This window comes from Thalassospira indica (assembly GCF_003403095.1).
Lineage (GTDB): Bacteria > Pseudomonadota > Alphaproteobacteria > Rhodospirillales > Thalassospiraceae > Thalassospira > Thalassospira indica.
The window spans coordinates 1,127,401-1,150,483 of record NZ_CP031555.1 but is presented as its reverse complement, the minus strand read 5'-3'; the positions used below and the strand labels follow the sequence as shown (position 1 = coordinate 1,150,483).

At 53.3% G+C, this 23,083-nt stretch carries 20 protein-coding genes; 10 read left to right on the top strand and 10 right to left on the bottom strand.

All coding sequences use genetic code 11. The features are described from left to right. The first annotated feature begins 34 nt into the window (after window positions 1-34). From DY252_RS05480 to DY252_RS05470, 3 genes are read left to right on the top strand one after another with little or no spacing between them, the layout of a single operon-like run. Window positions 35-1,546, top strand: coding sequence for a CHASE2 domain-containing protein (locus tag DY252_RS05480; RefSeq protein WP_129542683.1), 1,512 nt, complete (start codon window positions 35-37; stop codon window positions 1,544-1,546). Then, window positions 1,539-1,976: a hypothetical protein gene (locus DY252_RS05475; RefSeq protein WP_064787340.1), complete on the top strand. Its 438-nt coding sequence runs from the start codon at window positions 1,539-1,541 to the stop codon at window positions 1,974-1,976. The genes DY252_RS05480 and DY252_RS05475 overlap by 8 nt, the downstream gene beginning before the upstream one ends. Beyond that, window positions 1,973-3,742, top strand: coding sequence for a M48 family metallopeptidase (locus DY252_RS05470; RefSeq protein WP_082923321.1), 1,770 nt, complete (start codon window positions 1,973-1,975; stop codon window positions 3,740-3,742). The genes DY252_RS05475 and DY252_RS05470 overlap by 4 nt, the downstream gene beginning before the upstream one ends. Window positions 3,743-3,818: 76 nt before the next feature. Here DY252_RS05470 and DY252_RS05465 read toward each other — a convergent pair whose 3' ends face one another. Further along, window positions 3,819-4,304 carry an Lrp/AsnC family transcriptional regulator gene (locus DY252_RS05465; protein WP_008889517.1) on the bottom strand — a complete coding sequence of 162 codons (486 nt, stop codon included), beginning with the start codon at window positions 4,302-4,304 and terminating at the stop codon, window positions 3,819-3,821. Window positions 4,305-4,649: 345 nt separating this feature from the next. Here DY252_RS05465 and trxB point away from each other — a divergent pair, with 345 nt between their 5' ends. The 4 genes from trxB to DY252_RS05445 all read left to right on the top strand — a co-directional run bounded on the left by trxB (window position 4,650) and on the right by DY252_RS05445 (window position 10,514). Continuing rightward, on the top strand, window positions 4,650-5,600 hold the full coding sequence (gene trxB / locus DY252_RS05460; protein ID WP_064787342.1) for a thioredoxin-disulfide reductase: 951 nt from the start codon (window positions 4,650-4,652) through the stop codon (window positions 5,598-5,600). Window positions 5,601-5,912: 312 nt separating this feature from the next. After that, window positions 5,913-6,845 (top strand): LysR family transcriptional regulator, encoded by a 933-nt coding sequence (locus DY252_RS05455; RefSeq protein ID WP_064787343.1) that lies wholly within the window; start codon window positions 5,913-5,915, stop codon window positions 6,843-6,845. Window positions 6,846-7,767: 922 nt separating this feature from the next. Next, entirely contained in the window at window positions 7,768-9,156 is a 1,389-nt protein-coding gene (locus DY252_RS05450; RefSeq protein ID WP_064787344.1) for an adenylate/guanylate cyclase domain-containing protein, read from the top strand. A gap of 887 nt (window positions 9,157-10,043) precedes the next feature. Further along, a complete protein-coding gene (locus DY252_RS05445) occupies window positions 10,044-10,514 on the top strand; it encodes a Dps family protein (RefSeq protein WP_008889506.1) in 471 nt (156 codons plus the stop codon). 148 nt (window positions 10,515-10,662) lie between these two features. On the opposite strand, the gene DY252_RS05440 is transcribed toward DY252_RS05445, so the two are convergent. Next, a complete protein-coding gene (locus DY252_RS05440) occupies window positions 10,663-11,697 on the bottom strand; it encodes a TRAP transporter substrate-binding protein (RefSeq protein ID WP_064787345.1) in 1,035 nt (344 codons plus the stop codon). A 151-nt stretch (window positions 11,698-11,848) separates the two neighbouring features. Beyond that, window positions 11,849-12,829: an aromatic ring-hydroxylating dioxygenase subunit alpha gene (locus tag DY252_RS05435; protein ID WP_231959608.1), complete on the bottom strand. Its 981-nt coding sequence runs from the start codon at window positions 12,827-12,829 to the stop codon at window positions 11,849-11,851. 211 nt (window positions 12,830-13,040) lie between these two features. Here DY252_RS05435 and DY252_RS05430 point away from each other — a divergent pair, with 211 nt between their 5' ends. After that, window positions 13,041-13,763, top strand: coding sequence for a GntR family transcriptional regulator (locus tag DY252_RS05430; protein WP_064788217.1), 723 nt, complete (start codon window positions 13,041-13,043; stop codon window positions 13,761-13,763). A 133-nt stretch (window positions 13,764-13,896) separates the two neighbouring features. Next, window positions 13,897-14,862, top strand: coding sequence for a PDR/VanB family oxidoreductase (locus DY252_RS05425; RefSeq protein WP_064787346.1), 966 nt, complete (start codon window positions 13,897-13,899; stop codon window positions 14,860-14,862). Between the two features lie 50 nt (window positions 14,863-14,912). On the opposite strand, the gene DY252_RS05420 is transcribed toward DY252_RS05425, so the two are convergent. The 7 genes from DY252_RS05420 to DY252_RS05390 all read right to left on the bottom strand — a co-directional run bounded on the left by DY252_RS05420 (window position 14,913) and on the right by DY252_RS05390 (window position 21,821). Then, window positions 14,913-16,187, bottom strand: coding sequence for an amidase (locus DY252_RS05420; RefSeq protein ID WP_064787347.1), 1,275 nt, complete (start codon window positions 16,185-16,187; stop codon window positions 14,913-14,915). Window positions 16,188-16,233: 46 nt separating this feature from the next. Further along, window positions 16,234-16,917 carry a DUF2848 domain-containing protein gene (locus DY252_RS05415; RefSeq protein WP_064787348.1) on the bottom strand — a complete coding sequence of 228 codons (684 nt, stop codon included), beginning with the start codon at window positions 16,915-16,917 and terminating at the stop codon, window positions 16,234-16,236. 127 nt (window positions 16,918-17,044) lie between these two features. Next, complete coding sequence (locus DY252_RS05410; protein ID WP_064787349.1) at window positions 17,045-18,325, bottom strand: TRAP transporter large permease; 1,281 nt, start codon at window positions 18,323-18,325, stop codon at window positions 17,045-17,047. Then, window positions 18,322-18,870, bottom strand: coding sequence for a TRAP transporter small permease subunit (locus tag DY252_RS05405; protein WP_008889498.1), 549 nt, complete (start codon window positions 18,868-18,870; stop codon window positions 18,322-18,324). Before DY252_RS05405 ends, DY252_RS05410 begins: the two co-directional genes overlap by 4 nt. Window positions 18,871-18,898: 28 nt before the next feature. After that, window positions 18,899-19,951 (bottom strand): TRAP transporter substrate-binding protein, encoded by a 1,053-nt coding sequence (locus tag DY252_RS05400; protein ID WP_064787350.1) that lies wholly within the window; start codon window positions 19,949-19,951, stop codon window positions 18,899-18,901. Window positions 19,952-19,968: 17 nt separating this feature from the next. Further along, window positions 19,969-20,838: a putative hydro-lyase gene (locus tag DY252_RS05395; RefSeq protein WP_082923323.1), complete on the bottom strand. Its 870-nt coding sequence runs from the start codon at window positions 20,836-20,838 to the stop codon at window positions 19,969-19,971. An 89-nt stretch (window positions 20,839-20,927) separates the two neighbouring features. Then, entirely contained in the window at window positions 20,928-21,821 is an 894-nt protein-coding gene (locus tag DY252_RS05390) for a LysR family transcriptional regulator (protein WP_064788219.1), read from the bottom strand. Window positions 21,822-22,045: 224 nt separating this feature from the next. Here DY252_RS05390 and msrP point away from each other — a divergent pair, with 224 nt between their 5' ends. Then, the gene (msrP, locus tag DY252_RS05385) at window positions 22,046-23,014 is read left to right on the top strand and encodes a protein-methionine-sulfoxide reductase catalytic subunit MsrP (RefSeq protein ID WP_064787351.1); all 969 of its coding nucleotides are present in this window, start codon (window positions 22,046-22,048) and stop codon (window positions 23,012-23,014) included. Window positions 23,015-23,083 lie beyond the last annotated feature (69 nt).

The window sequence follows — 23,083 nt, the reverse complement described above, 5'->3', positions numbered from 1 at the left end:
GTTCACACTTTGTGAACAAAATCGGGGCCTACATTTGTTTATTATTGCTGCGTTGAAACGGCACCTTTCAGAGCCGCTACGACCCTTCTACGCACTGTTTCGATCAATGCCGGATCTACTGATCCTGATCGCGATCATGTTCGTGGACCCATTCGGCTTTTCAAATTCCACTGATGAGCGGTCCAAAGATGTCTTTTATCAAGTAACCTCACCTTTCTACCCTGATACTGCGCGTGACAACATCGCAGTCATTCTGATTGATGACGCATCACTCGACACCGAGTTTTTCGATTGGCCTCCATCATTTGATCAGTATGATACATTGCTGTCATCTGTTGCGACTTATGCGCCAAAGGCAGTTTTCTTTGACCTGCTTTTTCTTGATCCGCGCGGGCAAGAAGACGACTTGGAATTCTTCGCCGATAACATCCGTGCTATTCGTGACTTTAAGGATACACCCGTCTTTGCAATGGGTGCAGCGTCGATACACGCGGGAACCGCCGAATGCTTCTCTGAAAGCATCAGCGTTCTGCCGCAGATCGGTGATGCAGTAACCGATCTGCCATTTTTCAGGTTTTCTGGGTATGGAAACGATTACCCGATGTACACTATGTGCAACGGTCGTACCTTGCTCTCACCAGCTGCTGAGCTTCTCAAGGCAGTCTGCAGCTTGGATAGCAACGGAAGCGAGTTAGACGGACCATGTCCGGACGCAACGCTCAGCAACGTACAGCAGATTACCAAAACAATTCCAGATGCGATCTCGATCAGGTGGGGTGAAGCCACCGCACCGATAAATCAACGACTTTATCCGGCAAGCTTCGATGGCGAAGGCAGCGATTGCGTCCCCCCCTCTGACAAGTTCATTGAAAAACTGCTGCGCAGTGCCAGCTATTTTATTGGTGCGTTCTCCGAACGACTACGTCCCGATATCTCCGAGAACTGTATTTACCATCCGCACATGTCGGCCTTTGACCTGATCGTGCGTGCGCAACAGGCAAGTCATGTAGCAACGGCTGACAAAGCAGAACAAGCAAATGCTTCTCGTAAGATTCTGGAAGACTTCCTGAACAATAAGGTGGTCTTGATTGGACTGGATGTTGCTGGAGTGCGTGACACAGTCATCTCCCCGGTTCAGGGAACAGTTCCCGGCGTCATGGCACACGCAATGGCACTCGATAATGCACTTGTACTTGGATCGGATCTGCAACATGCCGCCCCCGTTTTGTTCTGGGAAGCTGACGGAACTGATGCGATTGAAATCGCCGGACTGCTTGTTCTGACATTGCTCCGCTGGCGGCTGGCAAGCAACGCCATAGCTAGCAGCAATTCAAAGCCGGACTCCAAGCGAAGCTATGTCAGGTTTGCGTTGATGGCTCTGGGCTGCGTTGCTTTCTTCTTCGCTCTGATCGCAGCGACCTTCTTCATTCTTCGATGGTCACCGATCAATTGGATCGGCCTGATCGGGCTTGGCTGGGCATATATCGCATTTTGCTACAGTACAACCATGCAACGTCCCAACGCAGATGGATATGTTCATGAGTAGCGTCTTTTTAACCGTCAGAAATAAAATCAGTTTGGAGGGTCCCACAATGTCTCAGAAGTTTTTGTGGACAATGATGTGCATCTTTTATCTGGCAACAGTAATCATTTCAGTTCCTCCAGCCCGTGCAGAAGACCAAGCCCAACTGCAAATTATCAACTACATTTCTACGGATGGGAAAATCACTGTCTATGACGACAATGCCAGGGCCGTAGGACAAAAGCAGATCGATACATTACCGCTTCCCGTCGATGTGCTTGAGACTGCACGGGGCGGAAAGCTCTATAAAATTGAGGACAACTTGTGGGTCAGGTCAATGTCTGTGCAGGTCAATCATAGTGCTGATCTTGCCCCGACCAACATTTCCATCCTCGAAGCTAAAACCGGCCGCGCAGCTGACGAAAAGAGCCACTCGGGACGGGGGATCAAATGATGCAACTTCCCGTCAATCTCACGCGCTTTGTGCAGGGACCAATGGCTCCAAGCGGATCTAGGTTCATCGTCGCTGCAATGATTGCTGCAACCGCACTTTCGGGTTGCCAGACAATGAAGGCCATACAGGCACAGGTCTCCGGTGGAACCTACAATACCTTTGATGGAAAACTGATAGAAACAGCAGAAAAACGAGTCACCAAACCCGTCGAAGTTAGCCCATTCACAACACTTCTAGACCAGTTCAACGTCGAACAAGACGGTCAGGAAATAGGCTTTAATGTCAAAAATCGGACGGAAACAGAACGCGCAGAAGCGCTGAAAGAATTGTCTGCACGTGATCTGGAACTTCGCGAACTCCAATTTAACAGCATTCAAGAATTGAGTGGTGAAGGTGCCCAGGCACTTACATCCTACGTTTATTCAATCGTTTCCCGCCTGCTTGAAGAATGGCCCTATGAAAAGCCCGAGATTTCAGTCGCAATCATCAGAAGCGACAATTACCGCGCCTCCATGAGCCCCAATGGCATTCTACGGCTGAACACATCCGTTCTACTTAATGCTGATGACGAAGATGAAGTCGCAGCGGTTGTTGCACATGAACTAGCCCATGCCCTGTTTCAACATCATAACTCCGACGACCAACAGGCGATCGAAGACAAATCATTCATTGTCGCCACTCAGTTTGCTGCCGGATGGCTCGGGGGAAACTCAGACAGCCCCGCCACCCAAAATGCGGCAAAGGCTCTGATGGTTTCCGGGTTTGGGATGTATCGCATTAACAACAGCATCCTGTATCCGGGATGGAAGCGTCATCAAGAGGATGAGGCTGATCTTCTCGCCGTCGATTTACTATATCGCGCGGGATATGACTGGGAACGAATGACGACCGTATTGGAGCGCCTTGATAGTGAGCATCAGCGTGTCCAAGCCGAGAAAATTGCTCGCGAACAAGAAATCGAAAAAAGCAAGAAGCAGCTGGGCGAATATACCAATCTTTCGGATGTTCTGAATGTCGGTTTATCAAATGTCGGCAAGGATCTTTCTAGAATGCTGGATGGAATAGGCGACGACCATGCACCAGCGGCCGAACGCCTTCTGGAGACAAAACTCTATATTCAACGTGAATATCTGGATGGCGATTTCCCACCTGCGGCTGATACTACATCCTTGCAAAAAGTTGTTTGGGAAGGTCCAGGTTTCTCGGCCATTAAAAAGTCGGTGTATGGCGAACGTGCTCGCATTCTCGCCGAACGCGGTGAGTTAGACGAAGCACAAGAACTTGCACTCAAGTCGCTCGATGGTCGCGAAGACACAGACCCGGTTGCCCGACGCATTCTATATCTTGCCCGCAAAGAGCAAGGACAAGATGCCAAGGCATTGCTAAATCTGGAGCTTGCCCGCAAAGACCCCCAAGCTGGGATAGAGATATTCAAACTTTTGCGGGATGAATATGCTGAGCAGGGCCAGTGGGATAATGCCCTTCAAACATGGCATGATGCTTTGCTCAAATTTCCTGAACAAATCACTGCGGGCATTTACTTCCCAGAACGAATTTCGCTTCTGGCCCGCGCAGGCCGCGCAACCGAAACCCTCGACAGTTTGAAACAGTGCCAAGACTTGAACATTAGTGTTTACATCTCAGCTCTGTGCGAGGAAGCCGCAAGGCCAATCACATCACCAGAGAAACCATTAGAAGCCAATTCAAAGGCCGAGGCTACCGCGCAGGAAACCTCGAATCCTACCGACATACAAAGCCAGTCCTGATGCAAAACAGGGGAGGTCAAAAGACCTCCCCTGTTTCTGTATCAAAATGACAAACACAAACTATCCCAAACGGAAATCAGTCTTCGACCTCAATATCGATCGGCACACCGGGCATGTTTTTCGCGGTGCGAATCGAAAGTGCCGATTTGACGTGATTGACGTTTTCGGCAACTGTCAGTTCGGTGGTCAGGAACTTTTGATACTCATCCCAGCTGTGCGAGACGATTTTAAGCAGGAAGTCCATTTCACCCGCCACCATGTGGCATTCGCGGACTTCTGGCCAAGCGGCCGCACGGGCTTCAAACGCACGCAGATCATGTTCTGCCTGGCTGGCAAGCCCGACCATTGCAAACACAGTCACGTTGTAGCCCAGCGCCTGCGCATCCACATCGGCATGATAGCCCTGAATGAAACCGGTTTCCTCGAGTGCGCGCACACGACGCAAACAGGGGGGCGCTGAAATACCTGCACGGCGTGCAAGTTCCACATTGGTCATGCGGCCATCTTCCTGCAGATCGCGCAAAATTCTGCGGTCGATCTTGTCGAGTTTGACCCGTTGCATTTATTCCTCGATTCTGTGCGCGAAACTTACCCCGATTGAAACAATATTACAGCGAGGCAAGTTGCTGGCAATAATATAATCCGGTCAAGAATGCAATCTTGTGCTTGGATGCCGTAACTGAAAACGCTGAAAAATCTGCTTTTTGGCTGGAATTTCGGCCGTACCACGCGACCGCCTCGCGACGCATCACGGCGACAATAAAACTACCGGTTTGAAACGTAAAATTTCACCCTTCAAAAAACGCCAACCAAGGCGGTGAAACTTTGCGTGAAGCGGTTGCGTCTTGCCCGGACTGCCCATATGTTCGATCTCTGTTTTTACTCATCTCGGACGTATACAAAGAACATGGCCCAGGAACATCAGACCAAAGTCCTCATCATCGGCTCCGGCCCTGCCGGTTACACCGCAGCAATTTATGCCGCGCGCGCAAACCTTGAACCCATGATGGTGATGGGTCTTCAGCCGGGTGGCCAGTTGACGATTACGACCGATGTCGAAAACTATCCGGGCTTTGCCGATGTCATTCAGGGTCCGTGGCTGATGGATCAGATGAAGGCCCAGGCCGAGCATGTCGGCACCAAAATGGTGCATGACCTGATCACTGAGGTCGATTTCTCCAAACGGCCGTTTGTCTGCAAAGGCGACTCTGGCGATACCTATATTGCCGAAACCGTCATCATCTCGACCGGCGCACAGGCGCGCTGGCTGGGCCTGCCGGGCGAAGAGAAATTCAATGGTCGTGGCGTTTCAGCATGCGCAACCTGTGACGGTTTCTTCTATCGCAACAAGCCGGTCACAGTTGTCGGTGGCGGCAATACGGCTGTTGAAGAAGCCCTTTATCTTGCCGGTATCTGCTCCAAGGTCACGCTGATCCACCGCCGCGACGAGCTGCGTGCGGAAAAAATGCTCCAGGACCGTTTGCTGAAGCATGAAAAGATCGAGGTCGTCTGGGACAGCGTTGTCGAAGACATTCTCGGCGGCGATGGCCCGATGGACGGCGTCGAAGGTGTGCGCGTACGCAATGTCAAAACCGGTGCGCTGCTTGATATCCCGGCCGACGGTTTCTTTGTTGCCATCGGCCATGATCCGGCAACGGCTGTGTTCAAAGGCCAGGTCAACATGGATGACGAAAACTATATCCTCGTCAAGCCGGGCAGCACGGTGACCAATATCGAAGGCGTCTTTGCCGCAGGCGACGTCACCGACAAAATCTACCGTCAGGCTGTGACTGCTGCTGGTATGGGCTGTATGGCCGCCCTTGAGGCAGAAAAGTTCATCGCAGAGCAAGAAGCCTGATCTTCTGGCGCAAACAGGCTCAAAGACCAAAGGGGACGCATCTGGCGTCCCCTTTTTTAATCGTTTCAAACGGCCGCGATCCGGCCAATTGACTGACATTGCGTCGAAAACCGCACCCCGCCATGGACTTTGCAGGAAAATGTCTTCTTGCAGAAAATGTCACAGGCCTCATATTGATTGAATAATCATGCACTTGGTCAAAGCAATGTGATGCACTTAATAGTGTGGAAACCAAATTGGCCATAAAAGAAGAGAACAATTATCAGGGGTCCTGCGCATCGACCGTGCGCTGGCACATCTAGGAGCAGGTCTATGGACTGGGACAAGCTGCGTGTTTTTCACGCTGTTGCCGAAGCCGGGAGCTTCACCCACGCAGGGGAAAACCTTAATCTGAGCCAGTCGGCCGTCAGCCGACAGATCAGCGCACTCGAAGAAAGCGTGAAAGTCCCGCTTTTCCATCGCCATGCGCGTGGCCTGATCCTGACAGAACAGGGCGAGTTGCTGTATCGCACGGCACATGATGTTTTTGCCAAGCTTTCCATGGCAGAAGCCCGCATTCGCGAATCAAAGGAACGGCCAAGCGGTCCGCTCAAGGTCACGACAACAGTTGCCTTCGGTTCGACCTGGCTAACACCGCGCATCAACGAGTTCCTTGAACGGTATCCGGAAATCGAACTGTCGCTGGTGCTCAATGACGAGGAACTCGACCTTGCCATGCGCGAGGCCGATGTTGCCATCCGCATGCAGCCACCGCGTCAGGCCGACCTTGTCCAGCGCCAGTTGATGACACTGCGCTATCATGTGTTTGCATCGCCGGAATACATCAAACAACACGGCATGCCCAAAACACCAGAAGAGCTCAAGGACCATCGCCTGATCATCTATGGCGCGGATGCCCGTCCGCCGGTTTCCAACGTCAACTGGATGATGGCAACCGCGCAGCAGTTCAAACCGGACATGCGCCCGATCCTGAAGCTCAATAATATCTATGGCATCTTCCGCGCCACCGAGTCCGGCCTCGGCATTTCGGCACTGCCCGATTACCTGTTGCCCTCCAATAGCAATCTGGTCCGCATCCTGCCGGAACTCGAAGGGCCAAGCTTCGATGCCTATTTCGTCTATCCGGAAGAACTGCGGCACTCCAAACGTATCGCGGTGTTCCGTGACTTCCTGATTGAGGAAATTTCAAAGGTCAAGGCAAAGGCGGCGGCAGCCGCCAGCGCAAGTGCCACGACCGAGAAATAGATTTCCGGACATAATCTTATATCCGATTCTGCAACAGCCCGGCCCTGCCGGGCTGTTGGCGGTTATGGGGGGTTTTGCCTATATCGGGCACATCAAATATCAGTCGTGCCATAATGTCTTAAAATTGCTGACATTTTATTGTCATGCGCCTGACGCATGGTTGACTTGTAGTCATTCTATTTTTGGTCCACCCAAGGATCACTTATATTCATATCATAAGTTGTGAGCATCCGCACAAAGCGAGCTTGCTCCGGCTTCCTGATCTTTGGACGATCCGTTCGCCGGAACGATATCCGGCATGGAATCTTCAAGAGATTCCCTACGTCTCCCAGACGTAAGCCTCCCTGTTGATCTTGCCGGTAGCTCCCCCGCTACCGGCTTTTTTTTGTGCTGCCGCACAATGAATTATCGCCGCAAACAGTGATCTAGCCAGAAAACCGGCGAAACACCTTCATGAAAATATATAAATATCAATAACTTGATGTCATTCTGAACGTCCCCATATATTTATGCAGAAAATGCATGGCTGAAAAAGCAATTTGGCAGTGGTCATTGTCGTCAAAAACGCTATCTTCTCCCTCGAACCGCAGCGGAACACTCCGCACCGCGGTACAGAGTTTTCTCCCTGACCGATTATGTCGGTCTTTAGCCGGACGCCCTGTCCGGCTTACCCAGGGCCCTGCGAAGGGTCCTACGTCTCCCAGACGTGAAGCCTCCCTGATAAACTTGCCGGGCACATTTGTTGCCCGGCTTTTTTTTGCTTTATCGGCTTCCTCGCCTTCTCCCCATTACGCCTGGCTCGCACGCAGCTGTGATCAGCCGTCACCCGATCTCGACTTGGCAAGCGCCGCCCTTGGTTTCACTATGGTCAATCAATGTGTCCAATAAGGACACCCATCTGCATGATCGGGACATCGGCTCCATGAAAAGCACGCTGAGCGCCTTCCTGTTTGGCAAGAACGCCAACAGTCATCTGCCAGAGCGCGTCCAGAGCGCGATCGAAAAACAACAATATGAAAGCGAAAAACTGATCGGCTGGGTTCAGTTGTTGCTGGTGACGATCTTTGCAATCCTCTATGCCATCTCCCCCAAGACCGCAATGTCCGATGGCATCCACCCAGTACCTTGGGCGCTTGGGCTTTATTATCTGTTTACCCTCAAACGTCTTGCCCTGACCTATCGCAACAAGCTCTCGACCTGGTTCCTGACCGTTTCAGTGATCGCCGATATCGGGCTTCTGATGGTTCTGATCTGGAGTTTTCATATCCAGTACATGCAACCGGCCAGCTTCTATCTCAAAGCACCGACCGTACTCTATGTTTTCATCTTCATTGCCCTGCGCAGCCTGCGCTTTGATCCGCGCTATATCCTGATAGCTGGCGGGACAGCGGCGGCAGGCTGGATCATCCTGACTGGTTATGTGATCTGGTCGGAGGGCGGCAAAAGCATGATCACACGTGATTATGTGACCTACCTGACCTCAAACTCGATCCTGATCGGGGCTGAAATTGACAAGATTATTGCCATTTTGCTGGTTACGGCTGTTCTGACGGTCGCCGTGATGCGCGCCAAAAGATCGTTTATTCGGGCTGTCACTGACGAAATTGCCGCCCGCGATCTGTCGCGCTTTGTGTCACCCGAAATTGCCAATCGCATCACCCATGCCGAACAACAGATCCGACCGGGCGACGGCGAGGCCGTCAACGCGACGGTAATGTTCACCGACATCGAAGGTTTTTCATCAATCGCCGAAAAACTCGCGCCAAAAGAACTGGCCACCATGCTCAATGAATATTTCACCGAGACCAATGCCTTGATTTCGCATTTTGGCGGTGTGATCACCCAGTTTGAAGGTGATGCAATGCTGATCACCTTTAATGCCGTGACCCCTGATACCGATCATGCACTCAATGCCGTGCGCACCGCCCTTGCCATTCAGGAACTCGCCAATCGACGCATTTATTCTCATGGCGGGCAGTTGAAAACCCGCTGCGGGATCAATTCAGGTGAAATTGTACTGGGTGCTGTCGGCTCCGAAAGCCGCCTGACCTTTACGGTGCATGGTGACAACGTCAATATCGCCTCCCGGCTTGAGGCACTGAACAAGGAGTTCGGTACCTATATCCTTGCAACAGAGGATACAGTGCGCGCCTGTGGCAATCACGACGATATTCCGGCATGGACGCCGCGCGGTGATGTCACTGTGCGTGGCCGGGAAAACCCAACCAAAATCTTCTCGCTCTCACCAATCAAAGTCACCAATCACACCCCGGCACAAGACACGGCCCGCCAGACGGTATCACGCGCCTGAAAATCGTGACCCAAACGGCACGTCCCGGACAAATTAAAAGCCCGGGGAGCTTTAAGCTCGCCCGGGCTTTGGGGACAGATGGTCTTGGGGAGACCTGTCAGATGCGCTGCCTTGCCCGCTGGGTGCAAAACGCCTTGGGGGATAAAGGCGTTTATTTCGGGCATCGATGCCTGTGAGGGAGGGGCACCGCATCGATTTTTCGCATCCGACAGTTAGGAATATGCCTTTGAAATGCGGCTCAAAATACGATGTCTGATGACCATTTGGGGGCAAATTGGGGCAATTGCGGCGGCGCTGATATGGTGTGATCTTGCTGCCCCGCCATCCGGACAAAAAAGTGGGGCGGGATAAAACCCGCCCCAATCTATTCGGGGTCATTCATGGTCTTGGGGAGACCAAGTCAGCCGGGGTATTTCAGGTGGGGGAACAACCTGAAACCAATCGGGCCAGTATCGTGAGGGGGGACAGAGACTGCTGACCACGTCCTCGACTGACAGTTGTGAATATGCCCGGAAATCAAGGCGGGAAAACAGGTTACATTGGGCCATTTCAGGGCGAATTGTGTTCCAATAAAGGCATCTGAAACTCAAACTGTTGATTTCATTGAATTCAACAGCCATCCACCGAGCCAACAAGCTTCATATCGGCCTTTTTCCAAATCAACGAAACAGTCAAATACCTGATTTTTGTCGGGTTTGGATGATGCCAAGCACCTGAAAAACCACGTTGCGGGCCCCATAAAAATAACCCTACTTCCAGTAATAGAATTGCCCTATCGCAAACAGTTAGACAATCAATTGGTGTAATTAACAGCTGTCATTCATACTGCCTTCAACACGAAAAAGCACAAAGCCCGCTTGGATTGAAAGCGGCGAAAGGAGATAAACATGCAGATCGATATCGGCATCAATGAATCCAACCGCACCGCTATCGCCGACGGACTTGGCCGCGTTCTGGCAGACAGCTATGCGCTATATCTGAAAACGCACAATTTCCACTGGAACGTGACGGGTCCGATGTTCCAGACCCTGCACACCATGTTTGAAGAACAGTACACCGAACTGGCCACCGCAATTGACGAGGTCGCCGAGCGTATTCGTTCGCTGGGCGCCTATGCGCCGGCCAGCTTCTCGGCTTACGGCGAACTGACCGCGATCAAGGAAGAAAAAGGTGTGCCTGCCGCCAAGGACATGATTGCGCAATTGGTCGAAGGCCATGAAACCGTGATCAAGACCGCGCGCTCGCTCTATCCGATTTGCGATAGCTCGGATGATGACGCCACCGCAGACCTTCTAACCGCCCGCATTCAGGTCCATGAAAAAACTGCCTGGATGCTGCGCTCCCTGCTTGAAGGCTAAGCACCAACTTTTCGCGTCCCCAACGCAAAACGGCCCGGAACATTCCGGGCCGTTTTTATATATGTGCGTCACAAGAACACCACACCCTTGCGACGCACGATGCCTGTGACCGGAAAAGGAGCAACCCGGTCAGCGGGCTGAAAGCTTCTTACTGGCTATGCTTGGCAATCGCCGCACGTGCAGCCGCGACAATGGCGGCACCATCAACACCCTTGTCATTCATTTCCGCGACCCAGCGATCAATCACTTCATCGGCCTTTGCGGCAAACTTTGCGGTTTCATCGGCTGAAAGCGTCACCAACTCACCCGATTTGGCAAAAATCTCTTCACCACGGGGTTCAATCGCGTCCCATGCCTCGCCGATTTCGCGCGCAATATTCTGACCAGAGTTATCATCAATAACCTTTTTCAGATCATCTGGCAGGGCTTCATAGCGATCCTTGTTCATCGCGAACATGAAAACCAGCGTTCCGAACCGAACACCCTGATCCCCCTCGATGGCATACTGGGTCATATCGGGGATCTTGAACGGAATGGCGACCTCGTGCGGGATCAGCGCACCATCCACGACACCAAGCGACAAGGCCTGCGGCAAATCAGGAACCGGCATGCTGACCGGTTGCGCACCCCAGCTTTCGAGCATCCAGGCGCCGGTGCGTGACGGCGCACGCAGTTTCATGCCTTCGACATCAGCAAGGCTTTCGATCTTTTTCTCGGTGGTGAAAATCGCCTGTCCGGTATGGACATGGATCAGCAACGGCTTGATATCGCCAAAGTCCTGCGACAGGTGCTCGTCATAGATATCCTGAATGGCCATGTTGGTGATGGCCGCACTGCCAGTATGAACAAACGGCAGCTCAAACACTTCGCTGCGCGGATAGACACCCGGCGTATAACCAAGCGCACTCCACCCCAGATCAACCGCGCCATCACGAATATGGCTGTAAAGCTCGGTCGGCTTGCCACCAAGCGCCATCGCCGGATAAATCTCGATCTTGATGCGACCATCAGATTGTTCCTCGATCCGCTTGGCCCACGGTTCAAGGAACTTGGCCTGTGCCGTTGCCTTTGGCCCCAGTACATGTTCCAAAACGAAGGTAAATTCCGGTTCGGCCTGCGCAGAAAGCGCGCTTGCCAAACAGCCAGCAGCAACTGCTGCCGATACAAACAGGCGTTTAAACATTTTCAACCTCAGACGTTTTCCCTGAAAATGCGCTCAGCACCCCCGCCCGCTTGGCACGGTTTTGGCGCGGTGTTTCTCAGCACTGAGCGTCTCTCTCTTTTGGTAGCGTTCTTTGACCGGTTCGGATCCGGCTTTGTCTTTTTTGCGTTTGTTATTCCGCCGCAGCAGCAAGTGCCCGATCAATCAGACGCCGTGCACGCACACCGCCCGCATCAATATTGAAGTTCAAAAGCTTGCGTTCCGGATGGCGCAGCATGTTGGCCTGCTGGCCCTCGACAACTTCAAGATCCTCGTAAAATACCTTGGCCTGCGCATCTTTGATGTTTTGGGTCAGGCCGTTATCATCAATGTCAAAGTTGCGCACCATGCCCCAGTAATAGCGACACGTGGTTTCTGTTTCCGGCGTCATGCAGTTCACGACAATGCCGGTTACACCCTTGGATCGGTCACCTTGCTGCGCGCCGGTCCCGGCAAGCGCAACACCAACATCAATCATCACGTTGGATGGCAGGGTAAAGGTACAGATCTGCCAACGGTCACAGACTTCCTTGGATTTCAGGTTATTGGCCCAGAATGGCGGCGGCACGATGTTTTCCATCCAGCGTTCAACCGTGACACTTTCGTCATCGGATCGTGTCTGCGGCAGGCTTTCGGTGATTTCAAGCTGACCGATGCTGGATGGATGCACATAGGTCTCGTGGCTCAGATCCATCAGGTTATCGACCAGAAGCTCATAACCGCATTTCACGTCATAGGTGCCACCATCAAACACCCAGCCTTCTTCGGATGCATGCGGGATTTCAGGCACCAGTGCCTCGTCGGCCTTTTCCTTATCTCCGATCCAGACCCAGACAAAGCGATCCTTCTCGACCACCGGATAGGCCCGAACACAGGCCTCTGGGTGAATGCTTTGCTGGTTGGGCATATGCACGCATGCGCCGTCACCATCAAATTCCAGCCCGTGATAGCCACACACCAGACGATCGCCTTCGACATAACCCTGACTTAGCGGCAGAAGGCGATGCGGGCAGCTGTCTTCAAGTGCGACCAGTGACCGGTCGGCACGGCGATACAAAACGAGATTTTCATTGCAGATCGTGCGCGCGACGGGGGGTGCGACCAATTTCGCCATCCCAGCCTGCGACGTACCAGAAGTTACGCAGGAACATGTTTCTCTCCCTTGGCGCAAGGCCAATCAAGGTTGCTTGCAGGTGGAATTTTACCACCAAGATTTCTTGTTATGCTTCTAAGCGTAATCAAATTGGATCCAATTTGGCAAGATGCTTTTTAAACAATTCGATCTGAACTATGATCGCCCGGCAGTCACAAAAACGGAAACCGGCATGAGCAAACACGGCCAGCGCGTCCTGATCACCTTGCGGAAAATGATCGCCAACGGGGAACTTCCACCGGGCGAACGGGTTGCAGAAATCCCGATTGCCGAACGGCTTGGCGTATCGCGCACACCGGTCCGAATTGCCTTTCGAACACTCGAACAGGAAGGCCTGCTGCGCAAAGGGGATCGTCGCGGATACACTGTGCGCGCCATCACGCCGACCGAAATTGCCGATGCCATCGAAGTGCGCGGCGTGCTCGAAGGACTTGCTGCCCGCCTTGCCTGTGAACGCGGCATTTCACCACAGGCACGCAATCACCTGATCGATTGCCTTTCTGTCGGTGACGCCCTGTTTTCCAAGGGATTTCTGACCGATGAAGACATGGAAACCTATCACGACTTCAACATGCGTTTTCACAACACCATCATCGAAGCCAGCCGCAACATCGCCATCGAGGATGCCCTGTCGCGCAATGACCACCTGCCCTTCGCATCGGTTTCCTCGATTGCCTTTAACCGCGATGACATGACCGGCGAATTCCGCCGATTCAATTTCAGCCACATGCAACATCACATCATTTTCGACGCCATCGATAACGGCCAGGGGGCGCGCGCCGAAGCACTGATGCGTGAACATGCGAATGCGGCATTGCGCTATACGCAAATCCTTGGTCCGACACAGGATATGCCCGACAACTTCACCGTCATCGAACGCGAAGATACCGCATAATCCACCATGCCTCGCATTTGCCGACCCCATCAGGTTTGACAAAATTGGATCCAATTGATCTAATCTGGATCCAGTCAAGCCGACAGACAAACACACCTGGAGAAAATCCGGGGGCCTGGGAAGGAAAATCGCCATGCCTGAAGTTACTGTTCAACAGGTCCATGACCTGACCGACCGCATACGCGGTTTTGATCTTGCTGCCACCAAGGGTACAAGCCTGCCGCCCGCCGAACCGGGTGCACATATCAAACTCACCGTTACCGACACATCCGGCCAACCAGTCAAACGGTCCTATTCGATCATCAATCCGGGGGAGCCTGATCTGTACCGGATCGCCGTACTGCGCGAAGAAGGCGGCGAAGGCGGGTCCATGTATATGCATCAAAAGGTCAAAACCGGTGATGTCCTTGAAATCGACCTGCCGCAAAACGACTTCCCGCTTGTTGATGTCGCGGCCAAAACTATTCTGATCGCGGGCGGCATTGGCATCACGCCAATCCTTGCCATGGCAACCGCATTACAGCAGGCTGGCAAGGATTTTGTCCTGCATTATGCCAGCCGCAACCACACCGACATGGCCCTTATGACTGAGGTCCTTGATGCCGCCGACGGGAGATGCGCGCTTTATTTTGATGGGGGCGACGCAAAACGCAGCATGCCGCTTGCCAGCATTCTTGGCACAGCAGAGGCAAGCAAGCACGTTTATGTCTGCGGCCCGGGCGGTCTGATTGATGCCGTGCTTGATATCGCACGCCGCAATCGCTGGGCGTCGGAGAATGTGCATTATGAACGCTTTACCACCCCTGCCGCACAGCTTGATGACACCAGTTTCGAAGTTCATCTGGCGCAAAGCGGCCAGACCTTCGAAGTCCCGGTTGGCAAATCTGTTCTCGATGTCCTGATCGATGCAGACATCGATCCGCTTTACGACTGCAAAAAGGGCAATTGCGGGATCTGTACATCGGTTGTGATTTCGCATGACGGTGATTTGTCGCATCGCGACGCCTATCTCAGCGACAGCCAGAAAGCCCAGAACGACCAAATGTGCATTTGCGTGTCCCGCATGCAAAGCAGCGGCCGCCTGACGCTGGATCTCTAAACAAAAACGGCCCGGAACTTCCGGGCCGCTTTCTTGTTCAGTCATCTTTTTCAACCAAACAGCGGATCAATCAACCGGGCCGCTGCCAGGATCGCCTGATCATGACCGTGTGGCGCCCCGATCATAAGGGCGGCTGGTGCAACCTGGCCTTTGATTTGAACCGGCATCGAAAGCGCGCAAGCATCGACCAGGTTCAGGTAACCGGTATTGCGCAGCATCAGCGCATTCAGGTTATCAAAGTCGGCTTCTACTTCCGCAATCTTGGGCGCCATGCGCGGCAAGGTCGGCGCGATCATGACGTCAACATCCGCCATCGCCATCCCGAACATCGATACGATATCTGTCCGCTTGGCATAGGCGTCGATCACCTCATCACTTGAAAGCGTATCGGCAAACTTCATGCGCGACAAAACGCGCGGGTCCCCGACGGTTTCAAGCTTTACGAAATCCTTGGCATAGATCCGGTGCGCCTCAAACGACACCAGCATCTTATTGAGGATCGCATTCTTGGCAATGAAAGCAAAATCAATCTCGATCAGCTCATGCCCGGCCTCTTTCAGCTTTGCACAAATCATTGCAAAGTCTGCCTTCACCCGGTCATCGAGCCCATCGACAAACGCGTTCATCGGCACGCCAATGCGAAGCGTCTTTTTCGCATCTTCCGGCGGTGTCACGGTGATGTCGGTTAGAACTTCAAACGCACGAATGGCCGTTTCAAGATCGCCCGCCAACGGCCCCGGCGTATCAAAACTTTTGGCGAGCGGATGAATGCCCGCGCCCGGCACCAAAAGGCGGCTTGGCTTGATGCCATAAAGCCCGTTGATCGCCGATGGAATACGGATCGAGCCACCGGTATCCGTGCCAAGCGCCAGATCCACAATCCCATGCGCCACAGTCAATCCACCGCCCGATGTCGAGCCCCCCGGAATACCTTCCGGGTCAAAGATATTGCCCGGCGTGCCGTAATGCGGATTAAGCCCGACACCGGAATAGGCAAATTCGCTGAGCGTCGTGCGACCAAACGGAATGGCCCCGGCGGCCTTGATCCGACGCACGCATTCGCTGTCAGCCTCGGCGGGTGCGCGCCCCTTTAAAAGTTCGGATGCCGCCGTGGTGGCAATGCCCGCCTCATCATACAAATCCTTGACCGATACCAACATCCCGGCAAGCGGCGCACCCGGATTTTGCGCGCAATATTGCTCCGCCTCGGCAGCAGCCTTTAAAATCCGCTCAGAATCAAACTCGGTAAAGATCTTGTCCTTAAGCTCGCCAAGTTGATTGACCTTGTCGATTGCTTGTCTGGCCTTGTCAACCATCACGCCCATGGCGGTGCCTCATCCTGTTATGGTGTTGTTCTGACGATGAAATTGCTTATGCGATTTCCGGCAGTTCCCTAATTTCATAGGCGTGCGTGATCGTGCGATCAAGTACTGGATCATGCAACGCCATTTTGAACCGGCGTGCCGGGCGAACCCCGCCCTTTGCGCCAAGTGTACCGCACAGCATGGCAGATGCCTTGCCGTTGGCAGCATTTCCCATCAATTGCGATCCTTCGATCAGATCACTTAACGGGCGGATCGTAGCAATCGTTCCTTCCTGATAAAGCACCCAGTCATCGCCATCCTGTTCCTGAACCCAGGACCGCATTTCGATCTGCTCGATATGGTCTTTGACCTCGTCAAAGCGCCAGATTTCAGATGCAACGGGTTTCTCGCAAATCTGCTTGGACAGCGCGACCGAGTGGGCTTCAAGCTCGCGATCCGTATGATCGGACGCAAGGCCAAGGTAAAGTTCGCCGTCACAAGCAATCAGGAACGGCTCGACTTCGCCCGATGTTCCCTGTCCAACAACCTCGATACAGGATTGCTGGGTTACCATTCCTGAGGCGGTCCGATAATAAAGCGGCACGCTTGACGGCGGTTTAACACCGATCGCGGCAAGCTCGTCGATATGATGCTGGATCGACGCCGCATTCCTGCCCGTCCATCCGGCAACAGTGCAATGGTCGATATCAAAGGTGATTTCGGTCCCTGCCAGGGTAAAATTCATCTGCATTTCTGGTTCCGATCTTTTTGGAATGATGTGTTGGACACTGGGTCTCAGACATAGAGGGGGCGCTTGGACCAGATGACACTGGTCCATTCGCCAATTGTTTTAAGGGAGGCTTCTGGCCTATTGCGCCTCAGAGATAGTCAGGCAGGAAAAGTGCGATTTCCGGCAAGAAGATCAGACCGACGATCATCGCCAACATCACAAGAACATAGGGAACAGCACCCAGCATGACCTCGGATAATTGCCCTGATTTTCGGGCACCCTGCACGACATACAGGTTCAATCCGACAGGCGGCGTGATCAAAGCCATTTCGATCAAGACGATCAAAAGGATCCCAAACCAGACCTTGTCAAAGCCCATGGCTGTCATGATCGGTACAATGATCGGAATGGTCGCCACCATCAGGGACAAGGTTTCAATAAAGAAGCCCAGCACGATGTAGAGCAAAATAACAACAAGCAACGTCCCCATCGGGCTAAGATCAAGTCCGACGAGAAGTTCCTTGAGCTCCCGCCCCATGCCCGCTGCGGTCAGGGTGAAGTTCAGGAAATAGGCCCCGATGATCACCAGCATGATCATCGCCGTGATGCGAACTGTCCCGAGCAAGCACATCTTGATCATCTCGTTCGACACACCTTTGTTAAAGGCGGCGATGATCATGGCGATGGCAACACCGACGGCTGCTGATTCTGTTGGTGTCGCCCATCCGGCATAGATTGACCCGATCACAACAAAGAACAGCAGGAAGATCGGCACAAGATGCCTTAAGCCACCAAACCGCTCCGCCCAGCTAAACGAACGGCTTTGTCCGCCAAGACTTGGCTTCACCTTGCAAATCGCCGCGGTCACAAGCATGAAGGCAACAGCCATCACCAGCCCCGGCACCAGCCCGGCAAGGAACAAACGCGGGATCGATGTTTCGGTCAGGAACCCATAGACAATCAAGTTGATCGATGGCGGGATCATGATCCCAAGCGTGCCGCCTGCGGCAATGGCGCCTGAAAACAGTTTCGGGTCATAGCCCAACTTGTCGGCCTGCGGCATTGCCACAGTCGCAACCGTCGCAGCCGTGGCAACAGACGAACCCGACGTCGCCGAAAACATTGTCGCGGTGCCGATATTGGCATGGACCAACCCACCGGGCAGCCATGAGAACCACTTATCGAGTGCTTCATAGGTCTTCGCGGCGATACCACCGCGCACAAGCACCTCACCGAGCAAAACAAAAAATGGGATGGCAATCAGGGTCGAGGAATTTGAAGAAGACCAGACCACCTGCCCCAAACCGCGCAACAGCGGAAAGGGCGTGAAAAACTGATCGACACCAATACCGAGAAGGAAAAGCACAATCCCCACCGGAATGGACAAGGCCAGAAGCCCCAACAGCGAAACCGTAACTGCTGTAATCATGATTCAAGCTCCAGCTCGGACCGGGCACCGACCAAAGAGTCGGCCGTGTCAAAGTTACGGCGCATCAGCAACACCAGGGTCAGGATCACCAACGCACAGGAACACAGCGCGAACCAAAGCCAACCGGAAAACCAGACCAACTGCGGTATCCAAAGCGGTGTTTCAAGTGGTGTGTTCGCAGTTGATCCGCGTTCAATGGTTTTTGAAAGGACGGGCCAGCACTGGATGGCAACAATCGTTGCCACCGCTGCAAGGGTGACAATTGCCAACAAATCAAGGAATGCCTTTCCGCGTTCCTGCAAGCGGAGCCGGATAAGGTCAATTCTGACATGCGCCAACTCGGTCAGCGCATAGGAAAGCCCCCAACTGGCAACACCGGCCATGACGTAGCCAGAAATTTCTTCGGCGCCGCCCAGAGAAATTCCGGCCTCACGTAGCAGAATTTCTGCGATGATCAGGATCACGCTGCCCGTCAGAACAAATCCGACGGACAACGCGATGATGCGATTGGCGCGGCGGATGGCCGCAATCAAGTTTTCGGTCACTGTTCGGGCCTCCGCCAAGCACTGTTAATCAGTTAAGCGGTACGGTAACACCGACAGTCTTGCCGACGCTATCGTTCCAGCGTGCAACCCAGTCATTACCAGCACGTTCGGCCCACTCGGGCAGAACGGTGGAGGTCAGGATTTCCTTGGCTTTTGCCAGGTCACTATCTGAAACCTCAACAAGGGTCATGCTGGCCGGATCACCTACCGGGCATGCGCCATTGCCGGTCAGGCAGGCAACATCATTGCTCAATGCATCAGCCGCCGATGCCCATGCAGGGGCCTCGAACTTGGTTTTGACTTCATCCATGATGAAGGTCTGCTGGTCAGCTGTCAGGCTGTTCCACTTGTCCATGTTCATCGCGGTCACAACCGGGTCCCATCCACCAAGCGGGATGGTCAACAGGTGATCGGAAACTTCCCACCAGCCTGCGCTATAGCCCGAACCAGCGCCGGTAACAGCACAATCAATCACACCACGTTCCAGCGCGCCGGGAACTTCCGAGAACGCAACATTCACGCCCGTCGCACCAAGTGCCTCAAGGAATTTGGTGGTCATTCGACCCGAACCACGAACCTTTTTGTCTTTCAGATCGTCCAGGGAATTGACGTCGCCTGCACAGAACACAACCTGCGGCGGATACGGCGCAATCGCCAGAACCTTGGAATTAAAACGGTCGGCAAAGATATCATCAACCATCGGGCGGGCGGCTTCGACCATTGCCTTTGCTTCGGCGGCAGTGTTTGCAACCAGCGGCACGTCAAGGCCTTCAAGTTCCGGCGCATCACCAACAGCGTAATCACCAACGGTCATGGCGATATCGAAAACACCGTCATTCAGAATACGGAAAACGTCACCGCCACCGATGCCCATCTGGTCATGGGTGGTCATTTCGACATTGAATTCGCCTTTGGAATCCGCCGGGAAAGTTTCGGTCCAGAACGGGTGTTCATATTGCTTGTAAAGCGGCAGGCTGCTCCAGCTGCCGACGACCGAAAGGTCTTCTGCAAATGCCGGGGTTGCGGCCACACCCGCCCCAAGGGCGGAAACGGCCAAAAGCGACGAAATCATCTTTTTCATAAGAAACTCCTCTGACGTCAAAGCGATGATTGGTTGGTTTGAGGTTTAGTCTGCAGGGAAAACTCAGCCGCTTCGGCAAGAACATCTGTCACAAGCATCAGGCCGGGTTCGTGCGTAATGGCAAAATCAGGCAAGGCATTGCGAATTGCCATTTGCGGCGTGACCCCACACGCCCAGAAAACCGGAATGTCCCCTTCATGAATGACAGGGTCATCTCCAAAGTCCGGTTTCATGATATCGGCAATACCGATTTGCGCCGGATCACCGATATGAACCGGTGCCCCGTGCGCCAAACGATATCGATCAGAATAAAGGATCGCCCGGATCGCATTGCCGGGTGTAAAGGCCCGCATCGAAACAACCAGCGGCCCATGAAAACGACCGGCAGGCGATGTTTCGATATTGGTCACATACATCGGCACATTGCGGTTCGCATTCATATGACGTACCGGCACACCGCCACGGGTAATTGCTGCCTCAAAGGAAAACGAACAGCCCAGAACAAACGTCACCAGATCATCACGCCAGACATCGGTCAGATCGCTTGCGCACGTAAAGTCGGTGCTGCCACGGAAAATACGATATCCCGGAAGATCGGTGCGAATATCAAGATCCACGCCCAGTTCGGGAATATGGGGCGATCCCGGTTCCGACATCCCGATCAGCGGACATGATTTGGGGTTCTTTGCACAAAATTGCAGAAACTCATCTGCATAATCAGCCGGCAGGATCGCCAGGTTACCCTGAAGGTAACCCGATGAGTAGCCGGTTGTTGTCCCTGTATGTTCGCCGCTTCTGATTGCCTGACGCAACGCCAGTGGCGTCATGGTCGAAATGGCTTCTTTCGCGGTGTCAACGGAACGGGTGGCGCTTTGTGACGCGTTCATATTCTGGTCCCATTCTCTGCCTCTTATGAAAGAGTGAGAATTTAGACCGATCTTGTCAAGAAATCATTTTATGCAAAAACTGATCGTTTTTAACGATCATTATGATCGAACAATTTTGCCGCCTCCTGAACGGCAGCGCCGATCTCGCGGTTGCGTTCCGGGTAATAGGCAATGACAAAATGAAGCGCGGTTAACGATGCTTCATCGCTTACCGGGATTTCTTTAATCTGTTCATTCCACATGGAATTTTTGACCATCAGGCTGGGCAAAACCCCGATTCCAAATCCCCCTGCGACCAGATGCTTGACGGTTGAAAGCGATGCAGAACCATGTAACGCAGGTTGCGATATATCGGGCGCAGCAAAAATACTTTCGACTTCGCGAAATGGTGGCGTCCCCTTTGGAAAGGTGACGATGGCATGACTGGCCAGATCCCTTAACGACATCGGTTTATCGGGAAGCTCCATGGTTTCAGGGCAATACCATTTGAGCTCCACCGGCTTTAACGGTGCCGCCACTGCACCTTGCGGAACGGATTCGCGCAACATAATCGCGACATCCATTTCGTCATTTTCAAGCGACTTGGCCAACTGTCCCGACGTATCCACCGACAGCTCATAACGGACTTTCGGAAAGTCATCTTTGAGTTTGTTGAGCATATCCGTCAGAAGCGTATGCACGATGGTTTCCGCAACACCAATCCTGACGGTGCCGCTCAACTCCCCCGGATGCGTCAACTCCTGCCAGATGCGATCACGTGCTCTTGACAAGCGCTGCGCTTCCTCAAGAAATCGCAAACCGCCCGCGGTCAGGCGCACCTGCCGGTTGCTGCGGTCAAACAGCAAGATGCCCAACTTCTTCTCAAGCCCGGATACCCGGGCCGAAATCGCCGATTGAGACAGGTTATATTTCTGTGCCGCCGCCCGAAAACCGCCCGCTTTGACAATATCTTGCAGAATTTCGATATCCTTGAATTCAAACACGCGATCCACCCTGTTCAATGTTGTTTGCGATCATTCTACCCATCATACGATCACTTCGCACGATCAATTGATTATGCCTTTGATCAGATCGCAGTCTTTTGCCGTATCTTTTCAAGCACAAGCAGTTGAATGCGATGGGATTCACTGACCGATCACCGAGCCGTGACTTGCCCAAAGCCGGTTTTCAAAGGACATTTAGAAAACCCGCGCAATTGGAGGACGACATGCTGATACGCCGCAAAAAGGGTTGGGAAATCCCCGAACGAGACGCAACGCCGGAATCGATCTATAAAAACCGCCGCCAATTCCTTAAGGGGATCGCCGCCGGATCGATCGGCGCAACAGCATCAAGCCTCCCGCTTGGCTCTGCATTGGCCCAAGGGTCGGGATCAACTGCCAATCTTTATCCGGTGGATCGCAACCCGGCCTACACGGTCGAACGCGAAATGACCGAAAAGTCCAAGGCGCTGACCTATAACAATTTCTATGAATTCGGATCGCACAAATCGATCTCGCAGGCCGCCCAAGCCATGCGCATCCGCCCCTGGACCGTCGTAATCGACGGATTGGTTGCAAAACCGATCGAAATTGATTTCGAAGAACTGGTGCGCAAGATGCCGCTTGAAGAGCGCGTCTATCGGTTTCGCTGTGTCGAAGCCTGGGCGATGACCGTGCCCTGGTCCGGTTTCCCGATGAAGGCGCTGGTTGACTTCGCCAAGCCCCTGTCGGGCGCAAAATATGTCGAAATGGAAACCGCCAGCCAAAAGGACACTATGCCGGGTCTGCGTCAGTTCTGGTATCCGTGGCCCTATATCGAAGGCCTCACGATGGCCGAGGCCACCAATGAACTGACCATGATCGCCACGGGCATTTACGGCGAAGAACTGCCCAAGCAGAACGGTGCACCACTGCGTCTGGTTACACCGTGGAAATACGGTTTTAAAAACATCAAATCGATCGTGCGCTTCACCTTCACCGACACGCGCCCCAAAAGCTTCTGGGAAGACATCAACGCCGATGAGTATGGCTTCTGGGCCAACGTAAATCCGGAAGTCCCGCATCCGCGCTGGTCGCAGGCCTATGAACGTCTTCTGAACAACGGCGAAAGCGTGCCGACCCGGATCTATAACGGTTATGGCGACTATGTTGCCGATATCTATAAGGGCATGGAAAACGAACGCCTGTTCATGTGATTCAGGCGACAGGAATACGCCACAAAAAAACAGCCGGGTGCATATTGCCCCGGCTGTTTTGCATTTGGC